This is a genomic window from Hyphomonas sp. GM-8P, assembly GCF_003263315.1.
Taxonomy (GTDB): Bacteria; Pseudomonadota; Alphaproteobacteria; order Caulobacterales; family Hyphomonadaceae; genus Hyphomonas.
In genome coordinates this window covers 1-14,110 of the sequence record NZ_AWFE01000074.1, presented here as the reverse complement: position 1 = coordinate 14,110, position 14,110 = coordinate 1, and the positions used below count along the sequence as shown (strand labels likewise).

The window sequence follows — 14,110 nt, the reverse complement described above, 5'->3', positions numbered from 1 at the left end:
GCGCACATGAAAGCTTCCCCTGCGGCGATGTCACGTTTAATCCATATGGCTGATATCTTTGGGGAAGGGAGACTGGGCCGGGATGAACATCATGGGTTTCGAATGGGGCTGGGACAACGCCCGCGCGTTGCTTGGCATCGCCATGATCTATGGCCTGTGCTGGGCCTGGTCTGAAAAACGGAAGCTCTTCCCGTGGAAAGTCGTGATCGGCGCCACGGTGATGCAGTTCGTTTTCGCGCTGATCCTGTTTGGCATCCCCTTCATCCGCTCCATCCTTTTCCGCGCCAATGATGTGGTCGACGGCCTTCAGGCCGCCACCCGCGCGGGCACGGGCTTCGTGTTCGGCTATGTCGGGGACAATGTCGCCGGCGCCGAGCTGATGGATGGCACGCCGCCGCCGCTCTTCTTCTTCCAGATCCTGCCCATCGTGATCGTCGTGGCCGCCCTGTCGGCCATGCTCTGGCACTGGGGCATCCTGAAATGGATCACCAATGGCTTCGCCTTTATCTTCCGGCGCGGCATGGGCCTTGGCGGCGCGACGTCGCTGGCTGTCTCCGCCAATGTCTTCATGGGCATGACCGAGGCGCCGGTTCTGATCCGGCCCTACATCAAGGGCATGACCCGCTCGGAACTGCTGATCATGATGACGGCCGGTTTCGCCACCATCGCGGGCTCCGTTCTCGTGGTTTACGGCTCCTTTCTGGAAGGCAAGATGGCGAACCCGTTGGCCCAGCTGCTGACCGCCTCCATCATGGCCGCGCCTGCCGCCGTCGCCGTCGCGCTCACCATGATCCCGGAAACCACACCCGCGACCGAGCGGATGAAGGAGCCGGACTTCAACTACGCGTCCACCATGGACGCCTTCTCGCGCGGCGCGACAGACGGCCTGCAGATCGTGTTCAATATCGCAACCATGCTGATCGCGGCGCTGGCGCTGCTCTGGCTGGTCAATGCCGGGCTTGGCGCCCTGCCGGATGTCGCCGGTGCACCGCTCTCCATCGAGCGCGTCCTCGGCTGGATCTTCGCCCCGCTGATGTACATGGTTGGCGTGCCGATGGAGGAGGCCGCGAAGTCGGGCTCCCTTATGGGCGTGAAGACGGTGCTGACCGAATTCGTCGCCTTCCTCCAGCTGGCCGAAGTGCCGCCGGATGCGATGGACCCGCGCACCCGCATGATCACCGCCCATGCGGTTTGCGGTTTTGCGAACTTCGGTTCCATGGGCATCCTGATCGGGGGCCTCTCGATCATCGAGCCGAGCCGCCGGGATGACTTCCTCTCCCTGTCCTGGCGCACGCTGGTGGCGGGCACCTTCGCGACCTGCCTGTCGGCAGCCGTCGTCGGCGCGTTGCCTTACCAGCTCTTCGCCGGGCATGCCGGTTGATCCGTATGGGGCTGAGTTTAGAAACGCTCTCTTCTCAGGTCGCCCTGCAACGTAGTAAGTAACAGCCGTCGGCGAGGTCCGGCGGAGCAACTTGCTTGATTGACGAACTCTTCCTGTGGTTTGTCCTGATCGGATTTATCGCACAGCTGATCGATGGCGCCCTCGGCATGGCCTATGGCGTCATCTCCACAACTTTCATGATCGCGCTCGGCATGCCGCCCGCCTATGCCAGCGCCAATGTCCACGCCGCGGAAGTGTTCACGACGGCGGCGTCCGGCATATCCCATTCCGCGGCGAAGAATGTCGACTGGCACGTCTTCTGGCGCCTCGCCCTGTTCGGGTCGGCCGGGGGCATCGCCGGGGCGTTCCTCGTCAGCCATCTTCACACAGACACCTTCCGCCCCGTAATCGCGGCCTACCTTTTCGGCATGGGCGTGGTCGTTATCTGGAAGGGATTGCGGCCGCGCATACAGGCACCGCGCCTTCACCGGGTGCGCCTGCTTGGCCTGTTCGGTGGTATGGCGGATGCGATCGGCGGCGGTGGCTGGGGGCCGGTCGTCGCGTCGAACCTCATCGCCCGGGGCGGCGATCCCGGCAGGATGGTGGGTACGGTAAACCTTGCGGAGTTCTTTGTGACGCTGGCCGTCTCCGGCGCTTTCCTGCTGGCGCTTGGCGCCACATTCGGTAAAGCGGCGCTGGGCCTGTTGGTCGGCGGCGTGCTGGCCGCGCCGGTGGCGGTGTTCGCCGCGCGGCGTATCCCGCGGAAACTGTTCACGATTGTTGTTGGCGTTGCCATCTGCCTTATCAGCGCCTGGAACCTCTGGCGCAGCCTTGCCGGACTGTGACCGGCAGGCTTTCCTGACAGGTGCCTGACACACAGGCGTGACCGGCTGCCCCTTGCGTGCCGCTGCGGCACGTACGAAACACAAGGCTTCCGCTTGGGAGGAAGCGTTCATGCAGAGTCACACAGACCGTAAAACTCACGGGAACGCGAAGCGTTCGTCCGTAATAACTCGCTCCGCGCTTTTGTCCGCGACAGGCGCCGCACTGGTGTTGTGTGCGCTGCCGGCGCAGGCCGATGAGGAAACTGCCACGCGCGAAGTTCTCTCGCCGATTGAAGTCTGGGGGGATCGGAATGCCAACGACCCCGGAAGCTATGCGGCACTTGATGCTTCCGAAATCGCTGCCACCGCTGCCGACCACCCAGCTGAAATCCTGAACCAGCTGCCCGGCGTGAACGTGCAGATGAATTCCGGGCAGGAGCATTTGATCGCTATCCGCTCGCCGGTGCTGACCGGTGGGGCCGGGCAGGGCAGCTTCCTGATCCTCGAGAACGGTGTCCCCACCCGCTCCCCTGCCTTCGGCAATGTGAACTCCCTGATCGAACCGCACCACGAGATCGCCGACGCGATCGAAGTCGTGCGCGGGCCGGGCAGCGCGAAATATGGTTCCAACGCGGTACACGGATTGATCAACGTCATCCTGCCGGAACCGGGCGAAGGCAGCGAGTTCCGCGCCTCCTATGGCACGCTCGGTCGCTGGCGCACAGACATGAAGCTGGACGAGGGGCAGTACTGGTTGTTCAATCTCTCCCTCCAGAAAGACACAGGCTGGCGCGACAATACCGATGTCAGCCAGCAGAAACTCTCCGTTGTCGGCAAGTTCAATCCGGGCCTCTGGGACGCGACCGTCTGGCTGTCCGGCCAGAACCTCGAACAGGAATCCGGCGGCTATATCGTCGGCGCCGATGCCTACAAGGACGAGGACATCGCAAAGACGAACCCCAATCCGGATGCGTACCGCAATGCCTGGTCCGCCCGGGTAGGCGCGCGGCTCGAACGGCCCCTGTTTGACGGCACTCTGATCCTGATGCCCTACGCGCACTCGCAGGCAATGATCTTCTCCCAGCACTTCCTGCCGAATGGCGGCGTGGAGAAGAACGGCCATACCGGCGGCGGCGTCATGGTGCGTTACGAACAGCCGCTTTCCGAACAGCTCACCTGGCGCGTCGGCACAGACCTCGACGCGGCCAGCGGTTACCTGCGCGAAATCCAGCCGGACCCGTTCGGCTTCTTCCCCGGCGACTCCCGCTTCCCGCAAGGCGTCCACTATGACTATGACGTCGACACGACCGTTGCGGCGCTGTGGACCGAGCTGGAATGGACGGTTTCGGAGGATTTCCGCATCCTTGCGGGCCTGCGCGGCGAGAGCCATGACTATGACTATTCGACCAAGGTGCCCGCCGGCATCAATGGCCGCTTCAACGTGCCCGCCGACCGGTCGGATTCCTATGAGTTCGTGACGCCGAAGCTAGGCGCTGTCTGGTCAGTCTCCGACACGTTCGATCTCTATGCCAACTATGCCCGCGGCGCCCGTGCCCCGCAGGTGTCAGACCTCTACCGGCTGCAAAGCCTGCAGGTCGTCGGCCAGATCGACACCGAAACGCTGGACAGCGTGGAAATCGGCGCACGCGGCGCCGCCCTGGACGGACGCCTCGTCTTCGATGTCGCCGCCTACTGGATGGACAAGGAGAATTTCTTCTTCCGCGACTCCGACGGCCTGAACGTGCCCGACGGCTCGACCGAGCATAAAGGCGTCGAAGTCTCCGCCGCCTACGACATCACCGACACGCTGTCCCTGTCAGGGAATGTGTCATGGTCCGACCAGACCTACACATTCGACCGGATCGTCGCGTCCGCCTCCAGCAGCATCCTCGATGGCAACGAGATCGACACCGCGCCGGAATGGCTCGCCAATGCGCGGCTGGACTGGCAGGCGACCGACCGCCTCGCCCTGTCGCTGAATGTAGAACATGTCGGCGAATACTTCACCGACCCGGGCAACCAGAACACCTATCCGGGGCACACCTTGCTTGGCGCCCGTGCGGCCTGGGCCTGGACGGACACGCACACGGTCTGGATCAACATCCGCAATTTGACGGACGAGCGCTATGCCGACCGGGCGGACGTTTCCTTCGGCAATCCGCGCTACTTCCCCGGAGAGCCCGTAAATGCCACTGTGGGGATCAGCAGAACATTCTAGGCAAGAATTCAGGAGGAACCCCATGAAGCTCTATCACAGCCCCAAGGCACCGAACCCGGACCGTGTCGTCTATTTCCTGCGTGCCAAGGGCAAGCTGGACGCGGTGGACCTCCAGGAAGTCTCCATCATGCAGCAAGAGCACAAGACCGCGGAATACCGCGAAGTCTCGCCCTTCTCGCAAGTCCCTGCGCTGGTTCTGGACGACGGCACCAAGATCACCGAGAGCCGGGCGATCTGCACCTATTTCGAAGGTATCTTCCCGGAGCCGAACCTGATGGGCACAGACCCGAAGGAAAAGGCGCTGATCGAGATGTGGGACCGGCGCGTGGAACTGATGTTCTTCATGCAGTTCGCCACCTGGTTCCGTAACGCCCATCCCATGATGGCGCCGCTGGAAGTGCCGCAAAGTGCCGAAGCCGCCGCCAAGGGCGAGAAGGCCGCGAAGAAGATGGCCGAGCGGTTCGATGCGCATCTCGCCGACAATGAGTTCCTCGCCGCCGGCCGCTTCTCCATCGCGGACATCACCCTCTTCATCGGCTGCGGTTTCTGCGGCGTGATGAAATGGGCGCCGCACAAGGAACACGCCAATCTCGGCCGCTGGTTTGAAGCCATGAAAGCACGCGGCTTCGCGGGCTAGGCCATCGACTCCGCGATCAGCTGGTAGGAGCGGATACGGTCTTCGTTCCGCTCTGCCAGCGTCAGGATGAACAGCTCGTCGGCGCCATGCTCGCCCGCAAAGGCAGTGAGGCGCCCGGCCACATCATCCGCCGCGCCGATCACGCCGCGTCCCTCCGCCGCCGCCAGCGCTTCCGGCGACGCGGTCGCGATCACGGCATCGGCCTCCGTGGACGGAACGAAGGCGCGGAAGTCGCCCGCGCTGCGGGCGAGGTTCCAGGCGATGGCGGGTTTCGACAAGCGGCGGGCTTCCGCCTCGGTCTCTGCAGCGAGGGCCACAAGGCCGACGGCGGCGCAGGGCTCTGACGCGAAGGGCGACGGCTCGAAGGTTTTCCGATAGGCCTCAAGGGCTGCGCCCGCCGCGCCCGGTGCCAGGAAATCGGCAAAGGCGAGCTTCAGGCCCATCGCCCCGGCAAAGGCGGCGGAGTCCGGCGAGGAGGACAGCATCCAAAGGTCCGGGCGCTGACCCCGCGGGCCGACATGAATGCCCGTTGCCCGATGGCCCTCAGGTAGGGGCACCTCGCAGCTCGCATCCAGCATCCAGTCCATCAGCATGCGCAGCATGGTCGGGAAGGCCTGCGCGCCCGGGCCGAGCAGGGCAGCTGACGTGCGCGGGTCGGCCCCGGTCGCCCGGCCGACGCCCAGTTCGATCCGTCCCGGTGCCAATGCTTCCAGCGCGCAGAACTGTTCGGCGACCTTCAGCGGCGAATAGTTCGGCAGCATCACCCCGCCCGAGCCGAGCTTCAAATGCTGGGTGCGCTGGGTCAGCGCCGCGATCAGCACTTCCGGTGCAGAGCCGGCAAAGCTGCGCGCATTGTGATGCTCCTGCACCCACAGGGACCGCCAGCCCCGCCCGTCCAGCGCTCCGGCCAGCGCGAGCGTGTTCGCGAAAGCGTCCGCCGCGGTCTGGCCCTCGAACAGGGGCGAGGGATCAAGTATCGACAGGGCTGGTTTCATAGCCCCCGTGATGCGCTATGCAGGGGGGCGAAACAAGACAAGGAAACGATTCATGCGGATCTTAGCGGCGTCCCTTCTCCTGCTCCTGACGGCCTGTGCGCAGGCCTCCTCGTTCGGCCCACAGGTCCGGGCCGTGCCGATGGACGAGTTGAAGGCCGCCGCGCCCGCCGGCCAGCTGTCAGGTGTCGCCCAGCCGGTGGCCTACCGGGTGGAGATGATGGTCGATCCGCGCGAAGCCGCTTTTTCCGGTCATGTCCAGATCGACGTAAACCTGATGACCTCTGCTACGGGTATCTGGATGCACGGGGCCGATCTCGACGTGTCGTCGGTTCAGGTCACTGCGGGCGGCGAGACCCGGCCGGCCAGCTGGACAGAAGTCGATCCGACCGGCGTCGTCTGGGTAGGTTTTCCGAACCGAGTTCATGCGGGCGGCATCACGCTGACCATCGACTACACGGCAGCGTTCGATGCAAACCTCGCCGGCCTGTTCCGGGTGGATGAAAAGGGCGAAGCCTATGCGCTGGCCAAGTCGGAGAGCATCCAGGCCCGCCGCTTCCTGCCGAGCTTCGACGAGCCGGGCTTCAAGGCGCCGTTCGACATCACGCTGACCGTGCCGGAAGACATGCTCGCCATCGGCAACACGCCGGTCGCCTCTCGCGTCCCGGCAAGGCCCGGCTTTGATCGCGTGACCTTCCTGCGCACCCGTCCGCTGTCGACCTATCTCCTGTCGGTCGCCGTCGGCAATTTCGAGAAGGTCTCTGCCGGCACGATCCCGGTCAATGCCTGGCGCGACTGGCCGGTGCCACTCAGCGGTTACGCGCGCATGGGCAAGGGTGATGAGCTCGAAGCGATCCTCTCCATCACGCCGGCCATGATCGAGTTCTTCGAGGAAGCGCTGGAACAGCCCTATCCCTATGAGAAGCTGGACATCATCGCCGCGCCGCAATGGCCGTCCGGCGCGACGGAGCTTGCCGCAGCGATCACCTACCGGGAAAGCCGCATTCTCGCCAATGAGAAGTCGGGCGCGATGTTCCTGCGGTCGATGAAAGGCGTGCATGCGCATGAGCTGTCGCACATGTGGTTCGGCGATCTCGTGACCCCGCCCTGGTGGGATGATCTCTGGTTGAAGGAAGGCATTGCCAGCTGGGCGGAACCGGCAGTGCTGGGCACGCTCGAGCCGAATGGAGGGCACGACATTCAGGCCGTTGTGGATACGATTTCGGCAATGCAGCTGGACAGCCTGGCCAGTGCACGCGCCGTGGCCCAGCCGATCACGGAGAATGCCGATATCCGCAACGCCTATGATGCCATCACCTATAACAAGGGCCTCGCCGTCCTCGGCATGGTGGATGCGTGGTTCGGACCGGAACAATTCCGCCCGGCGCTCGGCAAATATATCGCCCAATATGCCGACAAGGCGGCCGACAGCGAGCAGTTCTTCCGTGCCATCGGCCGCACGACCGGCAATCCGAACATTGGCCGGTCGCTGAAATCCTTCGTGACGCAGAATGGTGTCCCACTGCTGGCGACAGAACTTCAGTGTACGAGCGCTGGCGCGAAGGTGGTTCTGGAACAGAGCCGGTATCGTCCGCTTGGATCTGACGCGGACCCGGACCGTAGCTGGATCATTCCCGTCTGCGTCGCCTGGCACGAAGGCGAAGACAGAGGCCGTTCGTGCACACTGATGAAATCCCACCGCAAGGTGCTGCCGCTGGAAGGCGCGAGCTGTCCCGATACCTACCACCCGAATGCCAACGGCACCGGCTATTACCGGTTCAATCTCGCCGGCGACGGATGGGACAAGCTGATCGCTGCGCTGCCGGAGCTGAGAGCCACCGAAGCACTGACTGCCATCGACAGCGCGGAGGCGGACTTTGCGGCCGGAGAAATGGGCGCGGCCACGTTTCGGAGCCTGCTGTCGGCAGGTGCGCAGCATGACGACGCGGCCGTCGCCTCGGCTGTACTGAGCATTTATGCGGACCTGATGGACCGGCTGGAGGGCGCAGACGCGGCTGGCCTGCAGGCCGATGCGGAGTTGGCGTCTACCCGCCTGCACACACGCATCGCCGAAGGTGACGAAGATCCGGAACTGGAAGCCGCCTTGATCGAGTTCGACGCCACAATCCTGAAGCAGGAAGCGGCGCGGACGGAACTCGCCTCCGAAATGGACAAGTGGCTGAATGATCCGGAAGCGGACGTGAACCTGTCCAGCGATCTCTATGCGTCCGGGCTTCTTGTCCTGCTGGATGAAGGCGGACAGGCGGCATATGACCGTGTGCTGCAGGCTTATGACGAGATCGACGATCCGGCCTTTGGCCAGTCGGTTGCGATCGCCCTCGGCAATGTGACGGATCCGGATCAGGCGGCCCGCACGCGCGGCCTGATCGCCTCGGCGGAGCTTGGCCCGCGCGAAACTTACACGATGGCACTGCTGCAGATGCGGACGCCGGAAACGCGTGAGGCGATGTCGACGTTCCTCGAGGCCAATTTCCCGGCCTTCCTGAAAGCGATCCCGGCACAGTGGAAGCGCCGCACGCCGGGGCTCGCCGCCTATTTCTGCGATACTGACGGACTGGGCGCGCTGAACGCCCTATTCGAGGAATATGGCGATCTCGCCGAAGGCCACGAACGCGCGCTCTCGCAGGCGCGGGAGCAGATCAGTCTCTGCATCGCGCAGAAGGCCGCGACGCAGGCAGACCTTGAAGCCGCCTTCGCCGCTGCACCTTGATAGGCGTACGCTCTAAGCGTTCTTGCCCTAAGCGTTCTTGATCGTCAGGCCGCCATCGACCGGGATGAACACGCCGGTCATGAAGCTGGCGGCCGGCAGCACGCAGGACAGGGTGATGTTCGCCACCTCTTCCGGAATGCCATACCGGCGCAGCGGCACGCGGCGCTTGGCGTAGATTTCCTTGTGCTCGTCCGGAATGCCGGCAGTGATGCCGGTGCGGATCGGTCCGGGACAGATGCAGTTCACCGTGATGCCTTCCCGGCCAAGGTCCACGGCGAGGCCGCGGGTCAGGCCGATGACGCCATGCTTTGCGGCAACGTAGGGGCTGTTGCCCGGCGTGGCGCCCAGGCCTTCCGTAGACGCCACATTCACGATGCGGCCATAACCGGCCTTGCGCATATAGGGCAGCGCCGCGCGGATCGCCCGCTGGTGCGAGGTCAGCATGACATTAATGCTGGGCCCCCAGCTGTCCTCATAGCTTTCCTCGGCGATGTTGGCAGGAATGGCGAAGCCGGCATTGTTGACCAGGATTTCCAGCCCACCGAAATGGGCCGCCGTTTCGTCGATCACACGCTTGATCATGTCGGCATCGCCAACATCCATCGCCCAGCCTTTGACATGGTCGACCCCCGCGGCCTTGATCTCTTCGACCACGGCATCGACGGCGTCCTGCTTCAGGTCCGTGACGGCGACGTTTGCGCCTTCGCGGGCGAAGAGGTGGGCGGTAGCCCGGCCCATGCCGCTGGCGGCGCCGGTGATGAGGGCGGTCTTGCCTTTGATCGAGCGCGAAAGCGCTTCATAGGGCGGCTGGCTCATGGCTGTTTCCTTCTTTTCTTGATTGTTCCGGAGAAGTTGAGGACAGGACGTCCGTCTTCTCCGCTTATGATTCCCCGGACGAAGCTCAGCGAGCCGCCCTTGCGCAGCACGTCGCCGCGCGCTTCCAGGCGCTCGCCTTCGACCGCGCCGTCGATGAATTCCGACGTGAAAGCGACCGTGACGCCGTAGGAGCCTTCCATCGCCTCATGGCCGAGGGCAAACAGCGAGAAATCCGCAAAGCTCATCAGGCAGCCGCCATGGACGACGCCGCCGGCATTCATGTGCTTGCGCTGCACGCGGAACGCGGCGACCGGCCCCTTTTCGTCGACCCTGAAATAGAAAGGCCCGGCCGTCTCATACTCGAACGGCTCCTCCTTCCAGGTTGTCCAGCCCGCGAATTCTCCCGATTCCTCGATTGTCGTGCTCACATTGCCTCCCTGCATTACGGGCGGCACGATACCGCACGGTTACCCTTCGACAAGCGTGCCGTTGGGGAATAGATTGCGCGGGCGAAAAGTCAGAATGAATTGAAAAGGAAGCAGACCATGGCCTTCGACGCCGAGATCCGGGACGCCCTCATCGAACAGGTGCGCCGCTTCGTGAACGAGAAATGCGTGCCCGCCGAAGCCGAAGTCGCAGAGAATGACGAGGTGCCGCAGTCCATCGTCGACGAGATGAAGAATCTCGGCCTGTTCGGCATCGCCGTGCCGGAAGAATATGGCGGCCTGCAGCTGGACATGGAAACTGAATGCCTGGTCGCGTTCGAGCTTGGCCAGACGTCCCCGGCCTTCCGCTCTGTCGCAGGCACGAACATCGGCATCGGCTCTCAGGCCCTCGTCCTGTTCGGCACCGAGGAGCAGAAAACGAAATGGCTGCCGGGCGTCGCCTCGGGCGACCTGATCGCCTCCTTCGCGCTGACCGAGCCGGAAGCCGGTTCCGACGCCGCAGGCCTCAAGACGAAAGCCATCCGCGATGGCGACCATTACGTCTTCAACGGCACGAAGCGCTACATCACCAATGCCAACAAGGCCGACATCTTCACCGTCATGGCCCGCACCGATCCGGACACGCCCGGTGCCAAGGGCGTCTCGGCCTTCGTGGTCGAGCGTGACACGCCCGGCGTCTCGGTCGGCGTGCCGGAGAAGAAGATGGGCCAGCAGGGCGCCCATATCTGCGACGTGATCTTCGAGGATGCCCGCGTACCAGCGTCCAACATGATCGGCAAGGAAGGCGAAGGCTTCAAGGTGGCGATGAGCGTGCTCGACAAGGGCCGCCTGCACATTTCCGCCGTGGCGACCGGTGTCTCCAAGCGCCTGATCCGCGAAATGGTAAACTACGCCATGGAGCGCAAACAGTTTGGCAAGCCGATCATGGAACACCAGATGATCCAGGCGATGATCGCCGACAGCCAGGCCGAGACCTACGCGGCCGAGTGCATGATCATGGACGCCGCCCGCCGCCGCGATGCAGGCGAGGACGTGACCCTGCTCGCCTCGTCGACGAAACTGTTCGCCACCGAGGCGTGTGGCCGCGTCGCCGATCGCGCGGTGCAGGTATTCGGCGGCGCCGGTTATGTTGCCGACTATGGCATCGAGCGCTTCTATCGCGACGTCCGCATCTTCCGCCTCTATGAAGGCACCAGCCAGATCCAGCAGATCATCATCGCCCGTGAACTGGCCCGCGCCGCCAAGACCGGTAAGCTCTAGGCGTGATCTTTTCCTCGGCGGGGAGACCGGCGGTTTGCGCTTCTCCCCGCTGGGGCCATAATGAGAATAACCGGGAAACAGGAAACGCACGCAGATGTTCGAACACGACCCAACCGACCCGCATGAAGTTGGCCTCAATGCGGAACGCCTCGCGGCGGTTCCGGCCTTCTTCGAGAAGAACTATCTCGACACCGGCAAGTTGCCTTGCATGGCGACGCTGATTTCGCGCAATGGCGAGATCGCGCTGGAAGACTATCGCGGGACGACCGAACTCGGCGGCGGCAAGCCCATCGGGCCGGAGACGATTTTCCGCATCTATTCGATGACGAAGCCGATCACGTCGCTGGCCGCGATGATGCTGTTCGAGGAAGGCAAGCTGCGCCTGGACCATGACGTCGCCCGCTACATCCCGGAATTTGCCGATGTCGAGGTTTTCGACAGCGGCAGCCGCGAAGACTACAAGACGCGCAAGCCCGACCGGCCGATGAAAGTGCTGGATCTCTTCACACACACGTCCGGCCTCACCTATGGCTTCATGATGCAGTCGGAAGTCGATGCCCTCTACCGCAAGGAAAAGATCGGCCGCCCGGACGAGACACTGCAGGAGATGGCGAAACGCCTCGCCAAACTGCCGCTGGAATGCTCGCCGGGTGATGAGTGGTGGTACAGCCATTCGACCGACGTGCTGGGCGCGATTGTCGAAATCGCCTCCGGCATGGAGCTGGACCAGTTCTTCCGGGAGCGGATCACCGGGCCGCTCGGCATGGTCGATACGGACTTCTGGGTGCCCGAAGACAAGATCGACCGTCTCATGGCCTGCTATGAGAAAAACGCAATCACCGGCGAAGTTAAACAGTCGGACGGCGCCGGCGCGTCGTCGAAGCTCTATTCGAAGCGGCCGAAACTGCTGAACGGCGGCGGCGGGCTTGTCTCGACGGTGCGCGATTATCACCGCTTCTGCCTTATGCTGCTACGCGGCGGCACGCTGGATGGGGCCCGCATCATCAGCCCCAAGACCTGGGAGTTCATGCGCCAGAACCATCTGCCCGGCGGGCAGACGATCCGCGACATGGGTCGCTCCCTGTTCAGCGAAGTGATCACAGGCGGCACGGGCTTCGGCCTCGGCGGCTCGGTCGTCACCGACGTTGTGGACACACAGCAGCCGGGCAGCGAAGGTACGTTCAGCTGGGGCGGCCTCGCCTCCACCTTCTTCTGGGTCGATCCGGAAGAGGAAATCATCGGTATCCAGATGACCCAGCTGATGCCGTCCTCGACCTATCCGATGCGGCCCCAGTTCCAGCAACTCGCCTATGCGGCTGTCGATTGGTAAACAGTGCCGGATGAGGCTGCTCCGCGACGAAGGCCCAGCGCACGCCTCGTCATTCTGGATGGATTGGGACGGGCGCTCCTGTTCCGGTTCCGCTTTCCCGACCGTACCTTCTGGGCGACCCCCGGCGGTGCGGTAGATGAAGGCGAGACATTCGAGGAAGCAGCCTACCGGGAACTACATGAAGAGACCGGATTTCGCGGCACGCTCTCGGCGGAAGTGCACCGCCGCTACACTGTCTTCACCGGACCCTCGGGGAACAGTGTGGAGGCGGATGAGCGCTATTTCTGCCTGCGCGTGGAATCTGGCGCTGTGAACAGGTCCGGCTGGGAACCGGTCGAGCAGGAAATGATCCAAAAGGTCGCCTGGCTGTCCCCCGATGACATCCGGGCCTTGCAGGAACCTGTGTTTCCAGAGAACTTCGCTGACCTTGTCGATTATTTGAAAGAAGCGCCACACACATGAGCGAACACGTAAACCCCGTCCGCGAGGCGATCCTGGACCTGACGGAGGCGGCCGGTCCCGGCAAGTCGATCAGTGCGGAGCAGGCGGCCCGGGCTGTCAGCGAAAAGAACTTCCAGCGCGTCCTCAAGGATGTGCGCGCCGAGGCGATCCGCCTGCACAAGGAAGGCACCGTCCTGATCTACCGGAAAGGCAAGCCGGTGGAAGATCCGAACGCCTTCAAGGGCGTCTACCGGCTCGGACGTCCGGCGGCGAGCTGATGGCCAAGCCGCCGGATCCGTTCCATGAATTCGTCATGGAACTGTTCGCGCCGATGGGGCCGGTCAGCGTCCGGCGCATGTTCGGCGGCGCCGGCGTCTTCAAGGACGGGCTGATGTTCGCGTTGCTGGCGGATGACGTGATTTATTTGAAAACCGACGCGGGCCTGCGTACGGAGCTGGAAGCCGAAGACTGCGAGCCCTTCATCTGGACCCGACCGAGCGACGGCAAGCAGACCGACATGGGCTATGTCAGCCTGCCGCCGGATGCGATGGACGAGGCAGACCTCGCCAGCGAATGGGGCCGGAGGGCCTTCGCCGTCGCGCTGGCCGCAAAAGCGAAAAAGCGCAAATAGGGCCCGTCAGACGCCGCTATACATGGCGTATACATGGTCTATTCATTGGATAATTCATGGTCTGAAGGTCGGCTTATCCAACACCGGAGTTCCCTTTAAGGTAGTGAGAGCTATCCTCCGTAGCGGCGCAGCTCGCTCTTCACACGGCCTTTGGTCACCGTCACGACGTAGAGCCGGTCATACTCTGTGGCCTCCACAATCGGGGCGCCGGCTTTGCCGCCCAGCAGGTCCACAAGGTCCGGAATCGTATTGGAATGGCCGACAACCAGAATGGCGCCGGGGGTGGCCTTCAGCTGGCTCGCGAAGGCTGCCTGCCGGCCGGCGTCATAGATCTGGATGGGCAGACCGGTGCGCCTCGACGTCGGCTTTGCCTGACCCAGCCCCGTAAATTCCGGCCATGAAT

Annotated in this window: 13 protein-coding genes and 1 pseudogene; 10 read left to right on the top strand and 4 right to left on the bottom strand. The window is 63.6% G+C overall.

All coding sequences use genetic code 11. From position 1 onward, the window contains the following. The first annotated feature begins 82 nt into the window (after positions 1–82). The 4 genes from HY26_RS11365 (at position 83) to HY26_RS11350 (ending at position 5,060) form a co-directional block, all read left to right on the top strand. Complete coding sequence (locus tag HY26_RS11365) at positions 83–1,381, top strand: NupC/NupG family nucleoside CNT transporter (RefSeq protein WP_233348719.1); 1,299 nt, start codon at positions 83–85, stop codon at positions 1,379–1,381. A gap of 95 nt (positions 1,382–1,476) precedes the next feature. Next, positions 1,477–2,226, top strand: a complete 750-nt coding sequence (locus HY26_RS11360; protein ID WP_233351607.1) for a sulfite exporter TauE/SafE family protein — start codon at positions 1,477–1,479, stop codon at positions 2,224–2,226. Between the two features lie 109 nt (positions 2,227–2,335). Next, positions 2,336–4,423 (top strand): TonB-dependent receptor, encoded by a 2,088-nt coding sequence (locus HY26_RS11355; RefSeq protein WP_112073634.1) that lies wholly within the window; start codon positions 2,336–2,338, stop codon positions 4,421–4,423. 22 nt (positions 4,424–4,445) lie between these two features. Further along, entirely contained in the window at positions 4,446–5,060 is a 615-nt protein-coding gene (locus HY26_RS11350) for a glutathione S-transferase family protein (RefSeq protein ID WP_034765880.1), read from the top strand. Here HY26_RS11350 and HY26_RS11345 read toward each other — a convergent pair. Beyond that, positions 5,057–6,055: an MsnO8 family LLM class oxidoreductase gene (locus HY26_RS11345; RefSeq protein ID WP_034765881.1), complete on the bottom strand. Its 999-nt coding sequence runs from the start codon at positions 6,053–6,055 to the stop codon at positions 5,057–5,059. The two genes, HY26_RS11350 and HY26_RS11345, sit on opposite strands and share 4 nt — an antisense overlap. Positions 6,056–6,107: 52 nt before the next feature. Between HY26_RS11345 and HY26_RS11340 the strand changes: the two genes are divergently transcribed. Further along, on the top strand, positions 6,108–8,783 hold the full coding sequence (locus HY26_RS11340) for a M1 family metallopeptidase (protein WP_158531481.1): 2,676 nt from the start codon (positions 6,108–6,110) through the stop codon (positions 8,781–8,783). 27 nt (positions 8,784–8,810) lie between these two features. Here the strand turns inward: HY26_RS11340 and HY26_RS11335 are convergent, their stop codons facing one another. Further along, a complete protein-coding gene (locus HY26_RS11335) occupies positions 8,811–9,599 on the bottom strand; it encodes an SDR family NAD(P)-dependent oxidoreductase (protein ID WP_034765882.1) in 789 nt (262 codons plus the stop codon). After that, complete coding sequence (locus tag HY26_RS11330) at positions 9,596–10,042, bottom strand: PaaI family thioesterase (RefSeq protein ID WP_199288552.1); 447 nt, start codon at positions 10,040–10,042, stop codon at positions 9,596–9,598. Before HY26_RS11330 ends, HY26_RS11335 begins: the two co-directional genes overlap by 4 nt. Before the next feature lie 102 nt (positions 10,043–10,144). On the opposite strand from HY26_RS11330, the gene HY26_RS11325 reads away from it, so the two are divergent. The 5 genes from HY26_RS11325 (at position 10,145) to HY26_RS11305 (ending at position 13,707) form a co-directional block, all read left to right on the top strand. Continuing rightward, complete coding sequence (locus HY26_RS11325) at positions 10,145–11,305, top strand: acyl-CoA dehydrogenase family protein (protein WP_034765884.1); 1,161 nt, start codon at positions 10,145–10,147, stop codon at positions 11,303–11,305. 94 nt (positions 11,306–11,399) lie between these two features. After that, complete coding sequence (locus HY26_RS11320; RefSeq protein WP_034765886.1) at positions 11,400–12,635, top strand: serine hydrolase; 1,236 nt, start codon at positions 11,400–11,402, stop codon at positions 12,633–12,635. A gap of 3 nt (positions 12,636–12,638) precedes the next feature. Beyond that, positions 12,639–13,097: an NUDIX hydrolase gene (locus HY26_RS11315; protein WP_034765888.1), complete on the top strand. Its 459-nt coding sequence runs from the start codon at positions 12,639–12,641 to the stop codon at positions 13,095–13,097. Next, complete coding sequence (locus HY26_RS11310) at positions 13,094–13,354, top strand: DUF3253 domain-containing protein (RefSeq protein ID WP_034765891.1); 261 nt, start codon at positions 13,094–13,096, stop codon at positions 13,352–13,354. The genes HY26_RS11315 and HY26_RS11310 overlap by 4 nt, the downstream gene beginning before the upstream one ends. Beyond that, a complete protein-coding gene (locus tag HY26_RS11305) occupies positions 13,354–13,707 on the top strand; it encodes a TfoX/Sxy family protein (protein WP_034765893.1) in 354 nt (117 codons plus the stop codon). The genes HY26_RS11310 and HY26_RS11305 overlap by 1 nt, the downstream gene beginning before the upstream one ends. 110 nt (positions 13,708–13,817) lie before the next feature. On the opposite strand, the pseudogene HY26_RS19025 reads toward HY26_RS11305, so the two are convergent. Beyond that, positions 13,818–14,110 (bottom strand): annotated as a pseudogene (locus tag HY26_RS19025) (hypothetical protein); the annotation flags it as partial.